This is a genomic window from Propionimicrobium sp. PCR01-08-3, from assembly GCF_030286045.1.
Taxonomy (GTDB): domain Bacteria; phylum Actinomycetota; class Actinomycetes; order Propionibacteriales; family Propionibacteriaceae; genus Brooklawnia.
In genome coordinates this window covers 2,294,808-2,316,379 of record NZ_CP127390.1, presented here as the reverse complement: position 1 = coordinate 2,316,379, position 21,572 = coordinate 2,294,808, and the positions used below count along the sequence as shown (strand labels likewise).

19 protein-coding genes are annotated in these 21,572 nt (G+C 63.2%); 10 read left to right on the top strand and 9 right to left on the bottom strand.

All coding sequences use genetic code 11. From position 1 onward, the window contains the following. The first annotated feature begins 372 nt into the window (after positions 1-372). Positions 373-789, top strand: a complete 417-nt coding sequence (locus QQ658_RS10650) for an FHA domain-containing protein (RefSeq protein WP_286024830.1) — start codon at positions 373-375, stop codon at positions 787-789. 112 nt (positions 790-901) lie between these two features. On the opposite strand, the gene QQ658_RS10645 is transcribed toward QQ658_RS10650, so the two are convergent. Then, on the bottom strand, positions 902-1,678 hold the full coding sequence (locus tag QQ658_RS10645) for a sulfite exporter TauE/SafE family protein (protein ID WP_286024829.1): 777 nt from the start codon (positions 1,676-1,678) through the stop codon (positions 902-904). A 173-nt stretch (positions 1,679-1,851) separates the two neighbouring features. On the opposite strand from QQ658_RS10645, the gene QQ658_RS10640 reads away from it, so the two are divergent. The 9 genes from QQ658_RS10640 to QQ658_RS10600 all read left to right on the top strand — a co-directional run bounded on the left by QQ658_RS10640 (position 1,852) and on the right by QQ658_RS10600 (position 10,700). Continuing rightward, positions 1,852-3,135, top strand: a complete 1,284-nt coding sequence (locus QQ658_RS10640; RefSeq protein WP_286024828.1) for an adenylosuccinate synthase — start codon at positions 1,852-1,854, stop codon at positions 3,133-3,135. A 135-nt stretch (positions 3,136-3,270) separates the two neighbouring features. After that, positions 3,271-3,993 carry an HNH endonuclease family protein gene (locus tag QQ658_RS10635; RefSeq protein ID WP_286024827.1) on the top strand — a complete coding sequence of 241 codons (723 nt, stop codon included), beginning with the start codon at positions 3,271-3,273 and terminating at the stop codon, positions 3,991-3,993. A 274-nt stretch (positions 3,994-4,267) separates the two neighbouring features. Continuing rightward, positions 4,268-4,729, top strand: a complete 462-nt coding sequence (locus tag QQ658_RS10630; RefSeq protein WP_286024826.1) for a hypothetical protein — start codon at positions 4,268-4,270, stop codon at positions 4,727-4,729. Then, positions 4,714-5,562: a hypothetical protein gene (locus tag QQ658_RS10625; protein WP_286024825.1), complete on the top strand. Its 849-nt coding sequence runs from the start codon at positions 4,714-4,716 to the stop codon at positions 5,560-5,562. The genes QQ658_RS10630 and QQ658_RS10625 overlap by 16 nt, the downstream gene beginning before the upstream one ends. A gap of 275 nt (positions 5,563-5,837) precedes the next feature. Further along, the gene (gene urtA, locus QQ658_RS10620) at positions 5,838-7,100 is read left to right on the top strand and encodes an urea ABC transporter substrate-binding protein (RefSeq protein WP_353057922.1); all 1,263 of its coding nucleotides are present in this window, start codon (positions 5,838-5,840) and stop codon (positions 7,098-7,100) included. Positions 7,101-7,212: 112 nt separating this feature from the next. Then, positions 7,213-8,097, top strand: coding sequence for an urea ABC transporter permease subunit UrtB (urtB, locus tag QQ658_RS10615; RefSeq protein WP_286024823.1), 885 nt, complete (start codon positions 7,213-7,215; stop codon positions 8,095-8,097). Next, positions 8,094-9,212 carry an urea ABC transporter permease subunit UrtC gene (gene urtC / locus QQ658_RS10610; protein ID WP_286024822.1) on the top strand — a complete coding sequence of 373 codons (1,119 nt, stop codon included), beginning with the start codon at positions 8,094-8,096 and terminating at the stop codon, positions 9,210-9,212. Before urtB ends, urtC begins: the two co-directional genes overlap by 4 nt. 2 nt (positions 9,213-9,214) lie before the next feature. Further along, positions 9,215-10,018, top strand: a complete 804-nt coding sequence (urtD, locus tag QQ658_RS10605) for an urea ABC transporter ATP-binding protein UrtD (RefSeq protein WP_286024821.1) — start codon at positions 9,215-9,217, stop codon at positions 10,016-10,018. Further along, positions 10,005-10,700 (top strand): ATP-binding cassette domain-containing protein, encoded by a 696-nt coding sequence (locus QQ658_RS10600; RefSeq protein ID WP_286024820.1) that lies wholly within the window; start codon positions 10,005-10,007, stop codon positions 10,698-10,700. The genes urtD and QQ658_RS10600 overlap by 14 nt, the downstream gene beginning before the upstream one ends. A 1,077-nt stretch (positions 10,701-11,777) precedes the next feature. On the opposite strand, the gene QQ658_RS10595 is transcribed toward QQ658_RS10600, so the two are convergent. The 8 genes from QQ658_RS10595 to QQ658_RS10560 all read right to left on the bottom strand — a co-directional run bounded on the left by QQ658_RS10595 (position 11,778) and on the right by QQ658_RS10560 (position 21,467). Next, complete coding sequence (locus QQ658_RS10595) at positions 11,778-12,428, bottom strand: urease accessory protein UreD (RefSeq protein ID WP_286024819.1); 651 nt, start codon at positions 12,426-12,428, stop codon at positions 11,778-11,780. 71 nt (positions 12,429-12,499) lie between these two features. Beyond that, positions 12,500-13,261: an urease accessory protein UreG gene (gene ureG / locus QQ658_RS10590; protein WP_286024818.1), complete on the bottom strand. Its 762-nt coding sequence runs from the start codon at positions 13,259-13,261 to the stop codon at positions 12,500-12,502. A 40-nt stretch (positions 13,262-13,301) separates the two neighbouring features. Further along, positions 13,302-13,955: an urease accessory protein UreF gene (locus QQ658_RS10585; protein ID WP_286024817.1), complete on the bottom strand. Its 654-nt coding sequence runs from the start codon at positions 13,953-13,955 to the stop codon at positions 13,302-13,304. Next, the gene (locus QQ658_RS10580) at positions 13,955-15,655 is read right to left on the bottom strand and encodes an urease subunit alpha (protein WP_286024816.1); all 1,701 of its coding nucleotides are present in this window, start codon (positions 15,653-15,655) and stop codon (positions 13,955-13,957) included. The genes QQ658_RS10585 and QQ658_RS10580 overlap by 1 nt, the downstream gene beginning before the upstream one ends. Position 15,656: 1 nt before the next feature. Further along, entirely contained in the window at positions 15,657-16,322 is a 666-nt protein-coding gene (locus tag QQ658_RS10575; protein WP_286024815.1) for an urease subunit gamma, read from the bottom strand. 165 nt (positions 16,323-16,487) lie between these two features. Further along, the gene (locus tag QQ658_RS10570; RefSeq protein WP_286024814.1) at positions 16,488-18,362 is read right to left on the bottom strand and encodes a DUF222 domain-containing protein; all 1,875 of its coding nucleotides are present in this window, start codon (positions 18,360-18,362) and stop codon (positions 16,488-16,490) included. A gap of 259 nt (positions 18,363-18,621) precedes the next feature. Beyond that, entirely contained in the window at positions 18,622-20,505 is a 1,884-nt protein-coding gene (locus tag QQ658_RS10565; RefSeq protein WP_286024813.1) for an ABC transporter ATP-binding protein, read from the bottom strand. Further along, complete coding sequence (locus tag QQ658_RS10560; RefSeq protein ID WP_286024812.1) at positions 20,502-21,467, bottom strand: ABC transporter permease; 966 nt, start codon at positions 21,465-21,467, stop codon at positions 20,502-20,504. Before QQ658_RS10560 ends, QQ658_RS10565 begins: the two co-directional genes overlap by 4 nt. Positions 21,468-21,572: the final 105 nt, after the last annotated feature.

Here is a 21,572-nt window from a genome sequence, read left to right as displayed (position 1 = left end):
GGAGACAGCGGGGCCGGCTCTGATCGCTCAAGCGCCCTGGACCTTGGCTCAGCGACCTCTCAACGCGGGGACCACTCACCTGGCGCCCCCTTCGTAGAAGGGTCGGGCGACGGGTCGTCCGGGGCATCGGGGCCGCAGGATGATCGCCCATCGGGCAGTCTTCTCGACCTCGGCGACGCCGGGGATGACGTGCCCAGCCCGAACTCGTTGCGTCCATTTGCGCGGGCCGAGCAAGCCACGCGTTCACCTGCCGGGCCTGCGGGCGGCGGAGCCTCGCCGCAACGGCCGGGCATCCAAACAGCAGGGACCAGGCAACCTGAGGGCGCTGGACCATCGGGACGGGAGGGTTCCGCCCCTGCTCAAGCGTCCGCGATGCCCACTCAGCACGGTCCCGCCCGGTGGGTCGCCGAGATCTGGATCGATCCGGAGTGGTACCGGCTGCAGCAGGCTCCCGAACAGCTGCCCTCACCCGGCCAACCGATCATCAAGGGGCTTCGCACTCCGCGAGTGGTCATCGGACGCACCTCCGGTGGCGTCCACCCCGATCTCGACTGCGTCGCCGACACAGGAGTGAGCAGACAGCAGGCTGCTCTGACCACCGACGGCGTGCGCTGGTTCATCGAAGACCTGGGGTCGTCCAACGGTACCTATGTCGGCAGGGTCGATCAGCCGCTACCGATCGATCCGATCACCCGGCGCACCGAACTCGGGCATCACGACCGTATCTACGTCGGCTCGTGGACGCGGATCGTGGTGCGTCCGGCCCTGGTTCAAGAGGCGGATTTCTGAGAACAAGGTTCGGGATCCTTCGTCCCATGGGGCTATTCGTCCACTGACCTCGGTCGCGCAGACCTACAGCCGGGCATGCACGGGATAACCCCCGCTTGATGACGCCGCCACGCTAGGCGTGCCAGATGTCCCAACTGATCTTGATGGCGAACGCGGCAACGACGCCGATCAGGACGACGCGGATGAATCCGGCTCCCCTGGCCACTGCGACTCGCGCGCCGACGTAGCCGCCTGCCAGGTTCGCGGCAGCGATCATCAGGCTGTATCTCCACATCACCGCGCCTTGCGGAATGAAGATCACCAGCGCGGCGAGGTTCGTGGCGAAGTTGGCGATCTTGGCCTTCGCGCTCGCCTCCAAGAACGCGTAGCCGAGCCATCCGGCCAGCGCGAAGACCAGGAACGATCCGGTTCCCGGGCCGAGCGCGCCATCGTAGAAGCCGAGCCCCAACCCGATGCTTGCTGCTGCCACATAGTGCTTCGTCCCGTGGTATCGGAGGTTTTCACGGAACCCGACCTTGGGCTTAGCGAGCACATAGCAGCCGACCGCCAGCAGGGCGATAAGCACGATCGGGTCGAAGGCCGCGCGCGGGATGTGGGACGCGGCGATCGCGCCCAGCGCCGATCCGGCGAACGCGGAGCAGGCCAGCGGCCAGGCGGTCTTGAGGTCGGGGTGCACCCGCCGGAAGTAGGTGATGCTCGAGGTGCTCGTCCCGGCGATCGACCCCACTTTGTTGGTAGCCAGCAGCTGCATGGGTGCGGCGGCCGGGAAAGCCACCATCAGCGCGGGCAGCTGAATCAGCCCACCGCCGCCGACGACGGCGTCCACCATTCCGGCAAGAAACGCGGCCCCGACGAGCAGCAGCACTGCTTGTATCGTGAGGTCCGGCACGCGGGAAGTTTAACCCGACGACTGAGCCGTGCCAGCAAATGGGCAGCTTTGGCCGCAAAGTTGTCGTCCAGCTAGAGTGATGTGGCAAGAGCCCTCTTGCTGACAACCTCTGGCAGGGGGCTTCACTGTGTCTCGGGGCGGATTCTCCGGGACGAACAGGAAGGTATGCATACATGCCGGGCATCATCGTTCTGGGCGCCCAGTGGGGCGACGAGGGCAAGGGTAAGGCGGTCGACGCGCTGGGGGAGCAGGTCGACTACGTCGTCCGCTACTCGGGTGGAAACAACGCCGGCCACACTGTTGTGGTCGGGGGAGAGAAGTTCATCATGCATCTGCTTCCCGCAGGCATCTTGAACCGCAATGCGACCACCGTGATCGGCAATGGCGTGGTTATCGACCCCGAGGTCTTGTATCACGAGCTCGACGGGCTGACCGAGCGTGGAGTCGCGGTCGATCATCCGCTGATCAGCGCAAACGCGCATCTCATCGCTCCCTACCATCAGACTCTCGACAAGGTCACCGAACGCTTCGCGGGCAAGAAACGCATCGGGACGACCGGGCGGGGCATCGGCCCGGCCTACTCCGACAAGATCAACCGCATCGGGTTGCGGGTTGCTGATCTGTTGGACGCCGATCTGCTGCACGACAAGGTCGCCGCCTCTTTGGAGCAGAAGAACCAGACCTTGGTCAAGATTTTCAACCGGCGCGAGATCGATGCGGAGCAGATCACCGAGCAGCTGCTGAGCTATTCCGAGCGCATCCGGCCTTATGTGGTGGACTCCGGGCGCATCCTCAACGATGCCCTGGACGAAGACAAGGTCGTGCTCTTCGAGGGGGCTCAGGCTCACCACCTCGATGTGGATCACGGCACCTACCCGTTCGTGACAAGCTCGAACCCGACTGCCGGTGGTGCCTGCACGGGCACCGGAGTCGGCCCGACCCGCATCGACCGGGTGATCGGCATCGCCAAGGCGTACACCACCCGGGTGGGCGAGGGGCCCTTCCCGACCGAACTTTTCGACGACGACGGCGAGAAGCTGCGCCAGGACGGCGGCGAGTTCGGAGCGACGACCGGTCGTCCGCGCCGCTGCGGCTGGTTCGATGCGCCGATCGTCGAGGTTGCCGCGAAGATCAACGGCTGCACCGACATCTTCCTCACCAAGCTCGATGTGCTATCGGGCTGGGAGAAGATCCCGGTCTGCGTCGGCTACGACATCGATGGCACGCGCAGCGACGTGTACCCGATGACTCAGCCCGAATTGTGCGCTGCCAAGCCGATCTACGACTACCTGCCGGGCTGGATCGAGGACATCACCGCGGCGCGCAGCTTCGATGAGTTGCCCGCCAACTGCCAGGCGTATGTGCACGCACTCGAGAAATTGGTGCACTGCCGGATCAGCGGTATCGGTGTCGGCCCGGGACGCGAAGAGTCGATCATCATCAATCCGCTGGTCTGAGATTCGTCCCACCAAGGACTGAGGACGACCTGCGCCGCGTGGCGCGAGCCATCGCCGGCGAACTCTGATTAGACTGCCTGACTCTGGCCTGATTTTGGCCTGAACGATGGCCGGAGTCAGGCGGATTTGGAGAGCATGAGCAAGCGCAGGTCGTCCACATCGATTGCGGGCCGGTTCGGCGTAGTCATCGTGGCGGTGATCGCGTTCATCGCCTATCTGTATTCGGGAGATGTCTTTGGCGATCTCGGCGGCCTGCCCTCGGCCGATGGACCGGAGGTTTCTCTCAGCCCAAGTAAGATCGACTCAGTTGAGGCTGCGCGCGAGCTGCTGGCGCAGTTGGGCGTCCAAGACGTGCAGAATGCCGATAGCTACCAGCGTGAGCTGTTCGGGCAGCGCTGGGCCGATGTCGACCATAACGGATGCGACACACGCAACGACATCCTGGCTCGCGACCTGACCGAGGTGGAGTACCGGGAAGGCTCCGGCTGCGTGATCGTCGCCGGGACGCTGGACGATCCGTATACCGGCGAGACGGTGATCTTTGCCAAGGCCGATGCGTCCAAGGTGCAGATCGATCACTTGGTCGCGCTGGCCGACGCCTGGCGTACCGGAGCCTTCGCGTGGGACGACGAGACCCGCGAAGAGTTCGCCAACGATCCCGACAATCTGCTGGCCGTCGACGGTTCGGCCAATCAGTCCAAGCAAGACAAGGACGCATCCCAGTGGCTGCCGGTCAACACCGGCTTTCAGTGCGACTACGTGGCGGCTCAAATCTCGGTCAAGGTTGACTACGGATTATGGGCGACGCCCGCTGAATATGAGGCCTTCGATCACGCCCTGAGCGTCTGCGGGGTATAGTAGGCCTGTAGCTGTCTACGGCACTCTGTCTCATTAAGGTGCCGTGAGGCCTGATGCACGCAGTTGTCCACAGGTGGCGATGGCTCGCTTGACGCTTGCTGCCGGATAGCTGAGACTGTGGGTACCTGTCAGTGGCGACGTGGGACCCCAGGAGTTTCAGATGCGTGGACGCATGGGTGTAGTGGCGGTCGGTTTATCGGTTGTGCTCGCTTTCGGGGCGTGCACTCCGGGCGGTGCGGAGCCGAGCGGAGGTGAGGCTTCGTCGGCTACTCCGATGGCTTCGGTGTCTGCGACGCCGTCGTCGGATGCTGAGATGGACGCACTGTATGCGGAAGCCGAGCAGGTCTTCTGGCGGTCAATGGAGTTGCGGTATGCCTATGAATTACGGGGCGATTTTGCGCCGTTCCCTGATGAGATGAGCGAATTGCTCGCTGATAGGTACCTTGAAGCCGCGAAGGCTCAGTACGATTTTTACGTCGAAAAGCAGTGGCACAGTCCTGAAGGCGCTGAGCCAGTAGTAGCTGTTGCTCGATATCCGGGCGCGGCCAAGTCAGGGTCTGAAGTAGCGCTGGTGGCATGCATCGATACTCGGCCCACTCCCGCATTGAACAGCGATGGACAGATTGTTTCCGAGGGAAACGTGCATCGTTGGGAAATGTTCTTTAAGCATTTCGACGGGAAGCTGAAACTTTTCGACGGGACCAGCAAGGAGATGAGCGAATGCTGGGTTGGATGACTCGTGTCCTAATAGTCCTGTCTATTTCGCTTGTGTTGACGTTACTGCCTGTCCAGCCTGCGCAGGCAGAGAGTGACATTTTGTCGGGATCTGGAGGAGGCGTCGAGACCAGTTCGAGTGGTTCTGAGGTGACCGTGTCTGCTGAGCAGACTGATGCTGGGGTGGCGGCGGATTCGGGTTGGGCTGTGGTGGATGGTGATCCTGGTGTCGCTGGTGGTTCTGGTGGCGGTGAGGATGTGCCGGTGGTGGTGTGTGATTTGTTCTCCCATGTGGCTGCGGAGGGTGCTTCGGGGTTGAAGTGTCCGAATGGCGGGAGGTTGTTGCGGGGTCCGGCGCCGACGGCGCCTGTTGCGGAGGTCCCGGTGGTGGATGTGGGTGCTGTTGCCCGGTCTGCTGTTGCGTCTCTTGGTGTTCCTGCGCCTTTGGTTCGGTTGTCTCCGGAGCCTCAGGATAATGAGTGGGGTGCTTTGGGTGTGGGGTTGCCGATTTGGGGTTGGGTGGATGATCCCGGCTCTTTGACTCAGTCGGCCAGTGCGGAGGGGATTGATATTTCGTTGACGGCGTCGCGGGGGACGGTGGTCTTTGATTGGGGTGATGGCACCATCTCGGAGTGCACGGCGATGATGGAGCGTCCGGCGGGTGTGGATCCGTTGACCTCGTCTCCGACGTGTGGGCATACGTATCTCAAGCGTGGCGATTACATGATTACTGTGACTTCGGAGTGGTCGGTGGCGTGGTCGGCGTTGGGTCAGCATGGTGAGGTGCCGTTGGTCTCGAATACCGTGACCTATGAGATGCCGATCCGCGAATTCGTCACCGTCGTCATCGGCTGATTTTCCCTTTCGTGCATCTGGAGGTGCTCCCGCGCCTCGCGCTGAAGCCAGATGCTCCTGCCATGAATCGGCATCTCTCATGCCGTCCGGATATTCCCGCAACGGGGGCTCGATTTGACGAACGCCGGTAACTGGACGGTTACGTGGCTGACATATCGGATTGCGAGAGTAATTCCCGAGATACGGAATACGGGACCAAAATGCGATCCATTGCTCGCTGACTGCCAGTCCCTCTTCGCGCCGTGTCCGTCGAATGATGACCCCGGTCGAAAGGAATGCAGATGGTGTCGAGAACACGCATTGCTGTGGCAATTATTGCTGCGGGCGCGTTGGGCCTTACCGCATGTGGCGCGCAAGTCGACAGCGCGGAGTCAAGTTCATCCGGAACCAGTGCCGCATCGGGGACCTGCGTTGATACGTCCGGGTCCACGATCAAAATCGGCTTCGTCAACTCGTTGTCCGGAACCATGGCGATCTCCGAGAAGACTGTGAGCGATTCCCTGCACCTAGCTGCTGAGGAGATCAACGCGGCCGGCGGAGTAAACGGCAAGACCCTGGAGATCGTCCAGGAGGACGGCGCGTCCGAGCCCACCATCTTCGCCGAGAAGGCCGAGAAACTGATCTCGCAGGATTGTGTTGCGGCTGTCTTCGGCGGTTGGACATCGGCCTCTCGCAAGGCAATGCTCCCCGTTTTCGAGGACAATGATTCGCTGTTGTTCTACCCGGTGCAGTACGAGGGACTGGAGGCCTCACCGAATATCTTCTACACCGGAGCGACCACCAACCAGCAGATCATCCCCGCCATGGACTATCTGAAATCGCAGGGCGTGACGTCGCTCTTCCTGGTGGGCTCCGACTACGTGTTCCCCCGCACGGCAAACAAGATCATCAACGCCTACGCCGAGGCTAACGGTATTGAGATCGTGGGCGAGGAATACGCCCCGCTTGGGCACACCGACTTCTCCACGATCGTCAACAAAGTCAAGGGATCCGGCGCCCAGGCCGTTTTCAATACGCTTAATGGTGACTCGAATGTCGCATTCTTCAAGGAATACAAGAATGCCGGCCTCAGTGCCGAGTCGATGCCGGTCATTTCGGTTTCCATTGCCGAAGAAGAAGTCGGTGGAATCGGCCTCGAGAATGTGGAGGGCCAGCTCGCTGCCTGGAATTATTTCCAGACAATTGAGAGCCCGCAGAACACCGAATTCGTCGAGGATTTCAAGGCCGAGTACGGCGATGACCGGGTGACCTCCGATCCGATGGAGGCTGCGTACACCTCGCTCTATCTGTGGAAGGCGATGGCCGAGAAGGCCGGCGGCTTCTCCACAGAGGAGATCACCGCCGCCGCTGACGGCGTCACCTTCGAGGCCCCCGAGGGAACGGTGACGGTAAACGGCGAGAATCACCATATCTCGAAGACCGCGCTGATCGGCCAGATCGATTCCGACGGGCTGCTCCATGTGGTCTGGAGTTCGGAGGCTCCGATCGAGCCCGACCCCTTCCTGGAGACCTACTCCTGGTGGGAGGGACAGGCCTGATCAACGAGGTCATCCCTCACACCTGAATCGACCACGAGGGCGCGGTGCCCCTCACCAATGCCGGGCACCGCACTCTCGCTCCACCTTCACCTCATTACTGAAAGGCAGCGCGATGGATGTGGTCATCTCCCAGCTGCTCGCCGGGATCTCCCTGGGATCGGTGCTTCTGCTAGCTTCGTTGGGCCTTTCGCTGACCTTCGGGCAGCTCGGCGTGATCAACAATGCCCATGGCGAGTTCATGATGGCCGGCGCCTATGCGGCCTATATCGTGGCCGGACTGATCCCGTACTCGGGAGTTTCGCTCCTGGTTGCGCTACCGGCCGGTTTCCTGGTCGGAGGCCTGTTGGGCGCGTTCTTGCAAGTCACACTGATCTCCCGGATGAGAGCGCGTCCACTCGACACCTTGCTCGCCACCTTCGGCGTGGGACTGGTGCTGCAACAGCTCGCTCGCGATGTCTTCGGGGCACAGCCGGTCTATGCAGTCACTCCCGGCTGGCTGAGCGGACCCGTGTGGGTTGCCGGCGTCGAGGTACCGGCGACCCGGGTCTTCATTCTGCTGGTTGCCGTCGCCAGTCTCGTCGGGCTGTATCTAGTGCAGCAGCTCACCCCGCTGGGCCGGGAGATCCGCGCCACGGTCGAGAACCGCGACCTGGCCGAAACCTCGGGCATCTCCACCAGCTTCGTGGATGTGCTCACATTCTTCATCGGGTCGGGGATCGCCGGCCTCGCGGGAGTGGCATTGACATTGATGGACGCCATCTCCTTCGACTTCGGCTCCGGATACCTCGTGGACGCTTTCCTGGTCGTCGTGGCCGGCGGAGTGGGCCAGCTCAAGGGAGCCGTGATCGCCGCCTTCGGGCTCGGCATCGCCCAGGCCTTCCTCGAATACTGGACGGACGCCTCCGCCGCGAAGGTGATCGTCCTGCTGCTGGTCGTCCTGCTGCTGCAATTCCGCCCACAGGGCCTGGTCTCGGTCCGCACAAGGAGCCTCGCATGACATTCATCAAGAGATCATCGCTGTGGATCTGGCTGGCGGTGGCCATCATCGCGATCGCCATCGCTCCGATGCTGCTCAGCGGCTTCAGGCTGAGCTTGCTCGCCAAGTACATCTGCCTGGCGATGGTCGCCGTCGGCGTCGGGCTGGCCTGGGGGCAAGGTGGCATGCTGACGCTCGGCCAAGGCCTGTTCTTCGGGCTGGGCGGATACATGATGGCGATGCATCTCAAGCTGGTGGACGCCGGCCCCGGCGGGGTGCCCGACTTCATGTCGCTCTACGGCAACGGCCAGGTGCCCGGCTGGTGGGAGCCGTTCCGCAGCCCGGCAGTCACATTGATTCTGATCGTGGTGATACCTGCCACCGTCGCCTTCGTGCTCGGCTGGGCCGTGTTCGCCCGGCGCGTCCGCGGGGCCTATTTCGCGATCCTCTCGCAAGCACTGGTAGCCGCCTTCGCTCTTTGGCTGGTGAACCAGGGCACCTCGACCGGCGGCTTCAACGGCATCACCGACTTCAAGGGATTCTTCGGCTACAGCCTGAAAGATCCGGCGAACAAACGCATGCTCTACTTCATCGCTGCCATCGTGCTGATCGGCATGGTGCTGCTCACCCGGCAGATCATGCGCTCGCGGTTCGGCGAGCTGCTGATCGCCGTGCGCGACGAAGAGAACCGGGTACGGTTCCTCGGTTACAACCCGGCGATGATCAAAACCCTCACTTATACGATCGCAGCGGTCTTCGCGGCCATCGGTGGCGCGCTGTTCGTGCCGATCGTCGGCATCATCTCGCCGAAGGACGTCGGGGTCACCCCGTCGATCCTCTTCCTGGCCGGTGTCGTGATCGGCGGCCGGACGACCCTGCTCGGCCCGGTGCTCGGAACCATTGCGCTACGGCTCATCGAGACCAACCTCTCGGAGACCTACCCGGGATTTTGGACCTACTTCCAAGGCGCATTGTTCATTCTCGTCATCGCTTTCCTCCCGCAAGGCGTCGCGACACTCGGGCCCTGGCTGAAGAGGTTGGCCGACCACTATCGCTACCGCCGAACCAAAGTATCGGCCCGGGCCCGCGAGACCCCCGAATCCATCGAGGCACCCGAACTGGCGGGAAGGACCTAGCCATGGCTCCACGACCGGACTTTCAAGCGCTGGAACAAGCGATCTCCGCGCCCGCCGGTGAATTCCGGCGTGACTACCTGCAGGTCAAGAATCTGCGGGTCGACTTCGACGGATTCGTTGCGGTCGACGGCGTCGACCTGGTGGTCACCGCGGGCGATTTGCGTTTCCTGATCGGTCCCAATGGCGCCGGGAAGACCACCCTCATCGACGCCATCACCGGGTTGGCGAACGCAACGGGGTCGGCGAGTTTCGGCGGTGTCGAACTGCTGGGTCTGCCCTCGCACAAGATCGTGCGGGCATCGGTCGGGCGCACCTTTCAGACCGCGAGCGTGATCGAGAAACTCAGCGTGCTGCAGAACCTCGACATAGCAGCTGGCCTGCACCGCAAACCGCGCGAGCTCGTCCGCCGCCGCAAGGGCATACCCGAAGAGGTGCAGATCGCAGCGGAGACAATCGGGCTGACCGGCCTGCTGAATGCGCCGGCCGGTGTGCTCGCCCACGGCCAAAGACAATGGCTCGAGATCGGCATGCTGCTCGTCCAGGGCGCCCGGTGCCTGCTGCTCGACGAACCGGTGGCCGGCATGAGTGCGGTCGAACGGGAACAGACCGGGGAACTGCTGAAACGCATCGGCGACCAGCGCACCGTCGTCGTGGTCGAACACGACATGGAGTTCTTGCGCAGCTTCGCCAATTCGGTGACGGTGCTGCATCAGGGCAAAGTGCTCGCCGAGGGGACCGTTGCCGAGGTGCAGGCCGACCCGAAGGTGATCGAGGTCTATCTAGGAGAATCCGATGCTGCAGCTTGAATCGGTCACCACGGGTTACGGACGAGTCTCCGTGGTCTTCGATGTCTGCCTCACGGTTCCGGACGGCAAACTGGTCGCGGTGCTGGGCAACAACGGGGCCGGCAAGACGACGCTGCTGCGGGCAGTCATGGGGCTGCTGCCGGTGCGGACCGGCTCGGTGGTCTTTGATGGTGCGGATATCACCAAGCTGAGCACCAATAAGCGAGTCCGCCGGGGCATCGCGTACGTTCCGCAGGGCCAGCAGTCGTTCGGGCAGCTGACTGCCCGCGAGAACCTCGTGCTCATCGCCGAACGCCATGGGCAGGCCGGTGCAAGACGAATGAGTGAGGCACTCGACCTTTTCCCCGCCTTGGGTGGGCTGCTCACGCGCCGGGCCGGTTTGTTGTCGGGCGGTCAGCGCCAGCAGCTGGCGATCGCCAGGGCCTTGATCACCGGTCCCAAGCTGATGGTTCTGGACGAGCCGACCGAAGGCATCCAGCCGAATGTCGTCGCCGAAATTCAAGCGGCGATCTCGACGATGATGAGCGGAGCAGGCATCTCGGTGCTGATGGTCGAGCAGCATGTCGGCTATGCGTTGGAGATGGCGGACTCATTCGCCGTGCTCGCGTCCGGACGAGTGATGAGCACCGGAGCAGGTGGTGCGGCCGCAGTGTCTCAGGCGCGCGAAGCGATGGCACTATAGTTTGCGGCTCAGGACTGCCCACTAGGATGATTCGATGCCCTCCGCTCTGCATGCTCGCCCAATTCGCGCTTCCAACCTCTCCGTCGAGGAGTTCCTGCGTTGGTACTGACCCAAGGATGGGCTGACGGAGTCCGCCAGGATGCTCGGCATTCGAGCTGCTGACAGCAAGGACTCTTGACCGTCCGGATCACGGGGAGGCTTGGCGGACGCGAGTTCGTATCGCCTTCAGCTTGATCCTGAGCTATCCTAGACGTGCGGCGGGCAGTAGCCCTCAGAACCTGGCAGTCTTCCGGACGGTACGACGGGCCAGGTTCACGCGTTTCTATAGCTTGATCACACGGTTCTCGATGATGGGATCGACACGCCTCCTCCAATCTCCGCCTTTCGCGTAACACCAGGCGAGAGCGTCGCTCACCCAGAGGAGAGGCTGTTCGTGCGGCAGGGCATGCTTGTATTTCAGCGTGCGCTTGAGCTCTAGCCGCAGGGCAGCGCTTATGACCCTTCGGTCTGCGCCCATAAGTGATTCATCTCGTTCGATGATGAGTTCCGACGAATCGGATCGGGCACATTCTGAAACGATAGATGCCAGGCAGAGATCGCGAGCTTCTTTGTTCGGTAGGCCGGATGAGACCCAAACGGCGGCACGCAGGTCGAGTTCGCACATGCGTGAAAGGATCTCCCGGCGGCGACTATCCCGTTCGCTCTTGAAGTGAAGCCGTCGTTGACCAGGCCTGAGCAGTTCCCGAAGCGCTCTCTCAGAGGTTCGAAGCGAGCTGTGGGGTGACGCACATGCTGCGATGATGTATCCGCGTGACTTCGACTCGTCTATGAAGACGCGGTCGCCAGAAGAGAACATCATGAACGGTGCGAGCGCACATCAGCCTGCGCGGTGATGTGTGAGCTCGAGCGAGGTGGCGCTGGTCGAATCTAGGTTCATGGCAACTACCGTATTGCACTCCTCTGACATGGCTGGACGGCCTTGACCCCAGACAACGCGCTATAAGGGCAGGCGGGCGGGCGGGACGAGGACCAGCGGGCAGTGGCCGGCAGCCAACCGGCCGAAAGATCGGGCGGTAGCTAGTTCGGCTGCGGTGCGGCCACAAGCTCGTGGTACCAGGCCTGCCAGCAGGTGTCCATTGGCCGGTGGTCATGGTCGCTGCCTAGCCGACGCACCATGGTCCCAGGTTCCGCTAAGTCGAAGGCGGCCAGATCTGTGGGAATTTTCGCCGTGGGACGCCAGCCCAGCGCGATGATCGAGTCGAGCACCCTGTTTTCGCTGAGCACCCCGACGCGCCCGCGCCGACCGCGACTCAGATCGAGGTCCTCGATCAGCAGAGGTTCACCATCAGTGCTGGAGGAGGACGCGTGGAATTTGCTAACCAGATCTCCGCCACGCTGACCGGAGCGTCCGAATGTCAAGATTTCGCGCTGCAGCAGCCGGGCATGTGTGCCGAGTTTCACTCGAGTGGAGCGGCGCACTCGGGCATCGTCCGAGATCACGAATGGCTGGCCCTGCCAGATCAGCGTTCCGCCATCGGCGATCTCGATCGAGATATCCCACTCCGAATCGCCGTCGCCGCCATAGGCGACGGTGCCGACCGGCTCGACGATCTCCAGCGTGCAGCCGGCACCCACCACGATGTCGATCCCGATGCTGTCCCCGGCCAGCAGCACCATCTGGGTCCCGACGAGAGCGACCTGCGCGGTGCCCGGAGAACTGGCGGACAAGATCCGAGGTGAGAGGACATCGCCTTCAAGTGTGATCAGGGGTGCCGGCGAGACAACGATTCGGGCGCGCATCAGTGCTGGTGGGAGTGGTTATGCCCGGGCCCATCTCCGGCGTGGGAATGCACGGTGCCGTCGGCGTGCACGTGTGGTGCCATCGGTCCCGGATCGACCGCGACGTGGTGCCCGCTGCGGAAACTGGCCAGCGAATCTAGCACCCACTGCTCCAGGGCTGTGATCGAGCCCGGATCTTTGCGGGAGACCCCGAGCACCGGACGCCCCTGACGCACCTCGCGTCCTTCCCGGATCATCCGCGCGACGTCCACCTCGACGAACGGCCCGAGATCGGTCTTGTTGATCACCAGCAGATCGGCCCTGGCGATGCCCGGCCCGCCCTTGCGCACCACGTCGCCGCCACCGGCCACGTCGAGCACGAAGATCTGCACGTCGACCAACGCGGGCGAGAAGGTAGCGGTCAGATTGTCGCCTCCCGACTCGATGAGGACGACATCCACCGGCGCAAAGTCGGCCTCGATATCCTCTGCGGCAAGCAGATTCACTGTGACGTCGTCGCGGATGGCGGTGTGAGGGCAGGCCCCGGTCTCGACCGGGCGGATCCGCTCGGGATCGAGCACCCCGGCAGCCTTCAAGAAGCGGGCGTCCTCGTCGGTATAGATGTCGTTGGTCACCACGGCCAGCGATAGCGAACCGGACAACGCGCGGCAGATCGTGGCGATCAGCGAGCTCTTGCCGGTGCCCACCGGCCCGGCTACCCCGAGCCGCATCGCACGGGTCGGTGCATCTGGCGATGCCATCTGTTGATCTTGTACGGACATGTCGTCCTCCTTGGCTCTGGTTTGGATCTGAGAATTGGGCTCAGGCATGGAACAGCCGCTCGGTCGCGTGGGCGTGCTGCTCGGCCCATAGCTCCAGTTGCGGTGCCGCATGGGCAGGGATGTCTTCCGGACGAGTGAGATCCGCGACCCTCTCGGCCATCGCGTCCACCTCGGGCAGCAGATCTCTGGTCAGGGCGGCGATCTGCACGGGATCGGTGGGTTCGAGCTTGAGCAGGGCGGAGGTCGCCGATTGCAAATCGTCGTAGCCGATCAGTGAGGCCGTCTCGCCAGGCCCGAGTCCGGCCCTGGCCGCCGTGACCCCGATCAGTACGGCACGGCTGTGGCGTCCGCACCGCTCGCCACCGGCCGAGGGCCACAAAGCGTCGACCAATCTGGACTGGCCGCGTCCGAGTTGCCGGGAATTGTCTCGCAGCGCCCTGCTCGGCGTCCGCGCCGCCCACGCGCGTTCGACCGGATCCAACTCACTGCCCGCGAGTTCGGTGAATCGGGCCACCACCGCGGTGGCGGCTTCCACCTCGGTCACCGTCGCCAGCCTGGTGAGCACGTAATCGGCCACCGCACCGGCGGGCATACCGGCCTGAAGGGCAGGCTCCAGGCCCGCCGATTGGGTGTGGGTGCCAACCGGCAGTCGCACATCGGCCAGGAACGCCATCATCATGGCCTGGGTGGTCATCAGTAGAGCGTGTAGAGCTGGGCCATCGGCAACTCATCGACCGGGTCGGGGGTGATGCGCACACCATCGACGTCGATCGCGAACGTCTCCGGATTGATGTCGATGGCAGGCGTGGCCGCGTTGTTCTTCATGTCGGCCTTCGATTTGTCCCGAGTCGGCGCGATCGGCAGCAGCTTGCGGCGCAAACCGAGTTCGCCGGCAAGCCCCGCGTCCAAGGCGGCGGGAGCAACGAACGAAACCGACAACTGCGGTGCTGCGGGAGCGGCAAGAGTCGGACGCTCGACCACCGGCTGCGGGGTGGTGATGGACGCATTCGGATCGCCCAGCGCACCCCAGACCACCGCACCGCCCTTGATCACCATCTCGGGACGCACCCCGAAGAAGCGGGGATCCCACAGCACCAGATCGGCCAGCTTGCCGGCCTCGACCGAACCGATGACCGAGTCGATCCCGTGCGCGATGGACGGGTTGATGGTGTACTTTGCCACATACCGGCGGGCTCGTTCGTTGTCGGCAGGCAGCCCACCGCCGAGCGCGCCGAGATGGGCCTTCATCACATGCGCGACCTGCCAGGTGCGAGTGATGATCTCGCCTATGCGGCCCATCGCCTGCGCGTCCGATGAGGTGATCGACAAAGCACCCATGTCGTGCAAGATGTCTTCGGCGGCGATTGTGGTGGCCCGGATTCTCGACTCCGCGAAGGCCAGATCCTCCGGTACCTTCGGGTTGAGATGGTGGCAGACCAGCAACATGTCGAGATGCTCATCGACGGTGTTCTTGGTGTGCGGCAGAGTCGGATTGGTGGACGCGGGCAGCACGTACGGCTCGGCGGCGAGCTTCAAAATGTCCGGGGCGTGACCACCGCCGGCGCCTTCGGTGTGGAAGGTGTGAATCGAGCGTCCCGCGATCGCCCGGATCGTCGATTCGACATACCCGGCCTCGTTCAACGAATCCGAATGCAGGGCGACCTGCAACCCGAACTCGTCGGCGGCCCTCAAAGCTGCGTCCAAGGCAGCCGGGGTGGAACCCCAATCCTCGTGCACCTTGTAGCCGCCCGCTCCGGCGAGTGCCTGCTCCGCCAGGCCTTCGGCGCTGACGGTGTTGCCCTTGCCCAGCAACAGCACATTGACCGGATACGGGTCGAACGCCCGGTGAATCAGCCCGAGATGCCACGGGCCGGGTGTGACGGTGGTTGCCTTGGTGCCCTCCGCGGGCCCCGTGCCGCCACCGCTGATCGTGGTGATGCCGGTCGACAGGGCCTCCAGGGTTTGTGACGGCGAGATCATGTGGACGTGCGAGTCGAAACCGCCCGCGGTCAAGATCTTGCCCTCACCACTGATGATCTCGGTGGACGGCCCGATCTCGAGATCGGGATGCACCCCGTCACTGATGTCGGAGTTGCCTGCTCTGCCGAGCGCTGTGATGCGGCCGTCCTTGATGCCGACGTCGGCCTTTACGATGCCCCACCAGTCGAGCACGATCGCGTTGGTGATCACCGTGTCCGGGGCGCCCTCAGCACTGGTCACCGAGCCTTGCAGCATCGATTCGCGGATCGACTTGCCGCCACCGAAGACCGCCTCATCGCCGCCGAAGGTGAGGTCCTGCTCGACCTCGATCCACAGATCGGTGTCGGCCAGCCGCACCTGATCGCCGGTGGTCGGGCCATACAGCGATGCGTATTTTTCGCGAGTGATCTGCATCTCAGGCCTCCTCGGCGTGGCCGGTGGATTCGCCGAGGCCACCGCCGTCGGTCTTGCCGATCTGAAGGCCGGGGACGCGCCTGTTGCCGCGAATCGTCACTGCCTGCACGGTGCGGGAGACGCCCGGCTCGAACCGGTGTGAGGTGCCTGCGGGGATGTCGAGCCGGAAACCGAACGCTTTCGCCCGATCGAAGTCGAGCGCCGAGTTGGCGTCCGGCAAGTGGAGATGCGAACCGATCTGCACTGGACGATCTCCGGTGTTCGTGATGACCAACTCGATCCGTTCGGCAGGGGAGCGGTCGGCATTGATCTCAACTGTGCCCGGCCTGACACGAATTGCTCCGGGGCCCTCACCGGTGGTTGTCGCGGCGACCGGATGATGCACGGTGACCAGCTTGCGTCCGTCTGGGAACATCGCCTCGACCTGCACCTCGGTGAGCAGCTCTGCGACACCCGGCATGACGTCGTCTTGGGTGAGCACCGTGCGCCCCGACTGCATGAGTTCGGCGACGCTGGCGCCGTCGCGCGCCCGCTCGATGATCCACGATGTGAGCAGTGCCACGGCCTCGGGCTGGTTGAGCTTGACGCCGCGGTCACGACGATCGCGAGCGACCATGCCGGCCAGCGCCAGCATCAGCCGTTCTTGATCACCTGGAGTCAGATGCATGGTCGTACTCCTCTATCCGAATGAACCTGGCCCGAAGATGCCCACCGCGGCGTCCGTGCACGACTGTCGTTTGCCGTATCCCGGCAGTGGACTTGTGCTGCGTCTGGTTTGCCGTCGAAGACGTTAGCAAGTTGTCATTACATGCCGGTTACATTCGTAGGTCGATCAGCGAGTGGTTCCTGCGGGCGTGACTGAGTATTGGTAGCCGAGTCGTGAGGTCCAGGTGTAGTGGCCGGGGCTCGGTTGTTCGAGTTTCCAGCCGCCGTGGGTTTTCGCTCTGTGGGTTGTTCGGCTGAGGGGGCCGAGATTGTCGAGTCTGGTTTGCCCGGGTGGAGCGTTCATCCCTCGTGAGTGTTGAGCGCTTTGCGCTTTCAACTCTTTCGTTGGTCTCGGCAATTCAAGCGAGCTTGATTGCTCTCGGCCTTCCTTGGAGTAGGGGATCGTGTGGTCTTGATCGCAGTGTTTTGCTGCGGTGGTTCCGTAGGGGAAGACGTCGACCGGGTTGCGTTGCTCGATCGCGAATCGCATTTTGTCCGGCACCTGGTAGGAGTCGGTGGGTTCAATGGTTGAGGGATCGATTATGGGCCGGACGATCACTTTCGAGTCTTTCAGGAATTCGGGGAGTCTCGCCGTGAGGAGTGGTCCCCAGTCGTCGATCCTGGCTACATCGACCGGTACCGCGGTGAGCGCGGGGTCGGCTGCGTTGATGTGGACGACGAGGATGTGGGTGGGCATGGGGTTGTTGTCGCTGGGGTTGGCCTTCGTGTTGTGTGTTGGTTGGCCGGCAATCGCGGCGGTTGCGTCGGGATGTGGATCTCGTCTGCTGGTTTCTGTTTGCTGGGGCAGGGTTCCATTGCTGAGGTCGGGGAGCTGTGCCGGTTGCTGCCATTCGCGGCAGAGGTGGCCTAATGCTTGTGCCCGGCGGATGTTGTGGTCGGTGAAGGAGTCTGGTGTGTCCAGGTTGTGGGGGAGGACGGCGGCGACTTGTTTGAGGATGTGATCGAAGAGGATGCCTTCGTCTGCGCCCACGATGCCATAGATCGATATGTGGCCGTCTTCGATGGGTGAGATCCGCAGGAATCGGGCGTTGCGTTTGGCTTCGACGCGTTGTTGGGCGCGGACGGGATCGGCGGCGATGATCCATTCTTCCAAGTGCTTGTTCGCCCGCCCTGGTGTCATTGTGCGGAGGGCTCGGGCGAGTTTGGCGTCGACTTCGAGCGCCGCCGCCAGAGGCAGTTCCTTGCACTTTTCAGATGCTTTCACGGCTTGCCAGACGCGAATGTTGCCCGCTAGCACTTGGTGCAGTGTCTGCGGTAGTCGGTAGGCGAGATCGAGCGCTTCGCCGATTCGCAGGACGGCTGATCGGGGAGTGATCCCCAGCAGCGGTCCGATCTCCAAGGCCAGGTACTCGCCCAACTGTGGGGTGCCGTCGTGTCCGTAGGATCTTAGATTTTCTCCGCAGCTACTGCGGTCCAAGGCTGCGTCGATTTCGTCGAGGTTGACGTGCCAGAGTTGGGCGGCGTACAGGATGGCGATGAGTTCGGCGCATTCGGCTGCTACCAGTTGGTGGTGGGCGTGATCGAGCGCGGCGAATGCTTGCTGGCGGGCTTGGGAGGACACTTCCAACAACGGATCGGCGACCCGAGCGACGGACGCAATGACAGGCATATCAGGCTCAGCGGGTGCGATCATCCTACGGATCGGTTCGGGTACGGCCGGTGAAAGTAGGGCCTCAACTGATGCGTTCTTGTCGGCAGGTATCAGGGCTTCGGGAGATAACCCCTCGGTATCAGGTGGCGTCATACTGGTCGCGGCCGGGTCCGGATCTGCGTCGTTGCGCGGACTGGTAGGCGAAGCCGGACAAGCCGGCGGTTTCACAACGAAATCCAGGCCCTCGGCAGGGGTCTTTCCCTCGTTGGGGAAGATACGGTCGAGAACTTCTTTCCAGCTATCCGGTTCTTGGCCGTCCGCGCGGTCGGCAGCATTAGCAGCAGCCAGGGATGCTGCCCGCCTGCCGGCTCTTGCTGAAGGTGTCTCCATGAAAGAAGTCTACTCGAACACGAGTACGAATACAAGCATCATTCAAACACATTTCGAAATATTCGAACGTGAATTCGGGTAGGGGGCTGCTTTGGGGCAGCAGGGGCCCAGTCGATCTGACTTCGGATGCTGCGACTTATCAGATGCCGATCCGCGAATTCGTCGCCGTCGTCATCGGCTGAGCGTTCGAAAGCGGACGCGGATTTGGTGCTGGTTGATCTTGAGGTTGACGTTGACAACGCCGATGAGACTGGTCATCTCATTGCATGCCGGTTATGTTCGTACGCCGGGCCTGGCCGGGCTCTGCGTACGGCGTCGGTCGATGACTCCAAAATGAGCCGCTGTGGGGCCGAAGGTAGGTGCCGGTCTTGGTGGGTTCCATCGTCCAGCACACGTCTGCGAACTCGTCGAGCAATCGTTGGTCGTGGGAGATCAGCAGCGCACCGATGTGCCGCTCATGGACCTGGTCGCGTATGCATTGCAGCAGGTCGATGGCGGTCCGTTCGTCGAGCATGGCGGTGATCTCGTCCAGCACCAGGTAGTCGGGTTGCAAGGCCAAAGCTCGGACGACGCAGGCTCGTTGCAGCTCGCCACCCGAAACCTGGTGTGGATGACGGGTCAGCAACGCCGGATCGAGTCCGCAGCTTTTGGCGAGTTCGTCGATGTTGACATCGACCCCGGCGAGCCGGGCCGGAAGCTCGATCGCTTCGCCCAACCTCATTCGGGGATCGACCGCGGTGAACGGCTGCTGAGAGACCCAGCCGACCTTGCGGCGGATCGCCGGCGCAAGCTTCAACCCCGCGTCCTGAAGCCGGTGACCGTCGATCTCGATGCTGCCCTCATCGGGCGCCACCAACAACGCCAACATGGACGCCAGAGTCGACTTTCCGACGCCCGATGGCCCGGCCAATCCGACGATTTGGCCGCGAGGAATCTCGATATCGAGATCGTGGACGATCGGACGCCCACCCAGGACACGAGTGACCCCTCGCGCCGCCAGCACCCGGGTGGCCTCAGCATCAGATGCTGGCGCCTGGTCTGCCAGGTGATCTTGGGTAGCAACACTGGTCATTTCGCCCACGTCCGATAGCGCCGGCAGTCCGCGCACGGTTCGACTGGTGGTCGCGGTCGGCGGGTGCGGGCGCCTGTCATGGATTCCGGGTTCGGGGTCCGTCACCGTAGTCCTCGGGGGCTGCCCGTCCTGGATCAGAAACGCGCGTTCGGACAACTGCTGACCCGCGGTATCAGAGTCGGGTGCTATTTCCGAGTGGGCGGGACCGGTGGCCGAGTGGTGACGGGAGATAGGGCGACCCGGAATCGCATCTGCGCCTCCTTGGGTGATGATCGTCCCGTTCTCGATGATCAACACTTGGTCGGCGAAGCGGCGAGCCAGATCGGCTTCATGCGTGATGAGCAGCACCGCGTGACCGCTGTGGGCAAAATTGGCGAGCGAACCGATGATCGCCCGCGCAGAATCTGCGTCCAACCCGGATGTCGGCTCGTCGGCAAGGAGCACCGGCGGATGCGCGATCATGGCAGCCATCAGACCGAGCCTGCTCAACTGCCCGCCGGAAAGCTGATGGGGGTAGCGATCGAGCCAGTTAACTTCTGCGCCGCACGTCCAGCACAATTCCCGGATACGCTGGTCGGGGTCAGCGCTCGCGACGTGCGGATGGGTTGACAGGAGTCTTCCCGGGCGCCGATCGATGGATTCGGACGCGAGCGGAGGCTTATGTGACAGCACCCGCATGGCCTCGCGCAATTGTGTGCCGATGGTGCTGGTTGCGGTGAACCCGGTCACCGAGCCCTGAATCGTGACACCGGTGATCCGGCCGAGAATTCGCGACCTGAAAGTTCGGCCCGAGGTTCGGACCAGGTCCCAGTGTTCTTCGCCGCAGCACAAGTCGGCTGATCCGGATACCGTTGCCTCGCCAGGAAGCATGCCGGTCAGGCCATTGATGAGGGTGGACTTGCCTGCACCGGAAGGGCCGAGAAGCACGTGTAGCTCACCGGGTTGAAGGCCGAGAGAGATCCCGGCAAGAGCCGCATGGTCGCCGTATTCGACCCGCAGGTCATGCACGGCAATGCGCGCCTGGGCGTGGCCCGCTGTCTCGGATGGATGGTCAACCGGACGTCGCCTCATGGTCGTGAGCTTTCGGCGTCACTAGGGGGCCGGCCGTCGGCTGGCGAGCGTGTTGAAGCGAACGAGTGTTGTGCGAGCGTATCGGCGGACGAGTGCTGGGGTCGATGAGCCATTGCTGCGGGGCGTTGGTTGGTCGCAGGGTCGCCGACGCTAGTAGCGTCTGCTGACTTCGGCCTACGACCTGTTGATTTCGTCCTAGGCGATGCCGATCCCGACCGACCGTTCGGGCGGACCAGCGCGGTGATGGTGACCGTCGTGACGATGAGTAGCCCGGCCGGGGCGGCGAGCGTCCACCAGCTGCCGGTGAGCAGCGCCTGCTGACCGAGATTCAGCAGCGACCCGAGCGAGGGTTGGTGCGGCGGTAGGCCCAGCCCGAGGAAGGTGAGAGTCGATTCGTGCCAGATCGCATGCGGAATCAGCAGCCCGAATGCCACGCTCAACTGGTTGGCGAGCCGGGGAAGGCCGTGATAGCGGAGCAGCTGAAGCCTGGTGAATCCTTGGGTGATGGCGGCTCGGTAGTGGTCGCGTGCCGACAAGGCGAGCATTTCTGCCCGGGCGAGGCGCGCGGTCTGCGGCCAGTGGGTGATGGCGACGACCATGATGATGGCGAGCAGCGAGCCGCGGAAGGTGGCGGCAATCACGATGCCCAGCAGCAGATGGGGCAGCGAGTTGAAGCCGTCGACGATCCGCATCACGAAACGGTCGAATCGTCCGCCGATCAGCCCGCACGATATGCCGACCGCGGAGCCGATAACCACGGAACTGAACGCGCCGGCCAGCGCCGCCAGAATGGAGATCCGCAGACCGTAGGCGCATCGGACGAAAAGGTCTCGCCCGGCCAGGTCAGTGCCGAAAAGGTGCTCGGCGGACGGTGGCCGCGCACCGGTCTGATAGGCCACGTCGCTGAGCTGGATTCCGGAAACCAGCGGGATGACGATTACATACACGAGCAATGCGGCCACCGTCGCGGCTGCAAGCAGTCGTGGTCTGACAGCGGGTATATTAAGGCGCGCCGCTGTGGGTCGGTACCTCTCGATGTTGCCGCTCATGTGTCTACACCTTCTGTG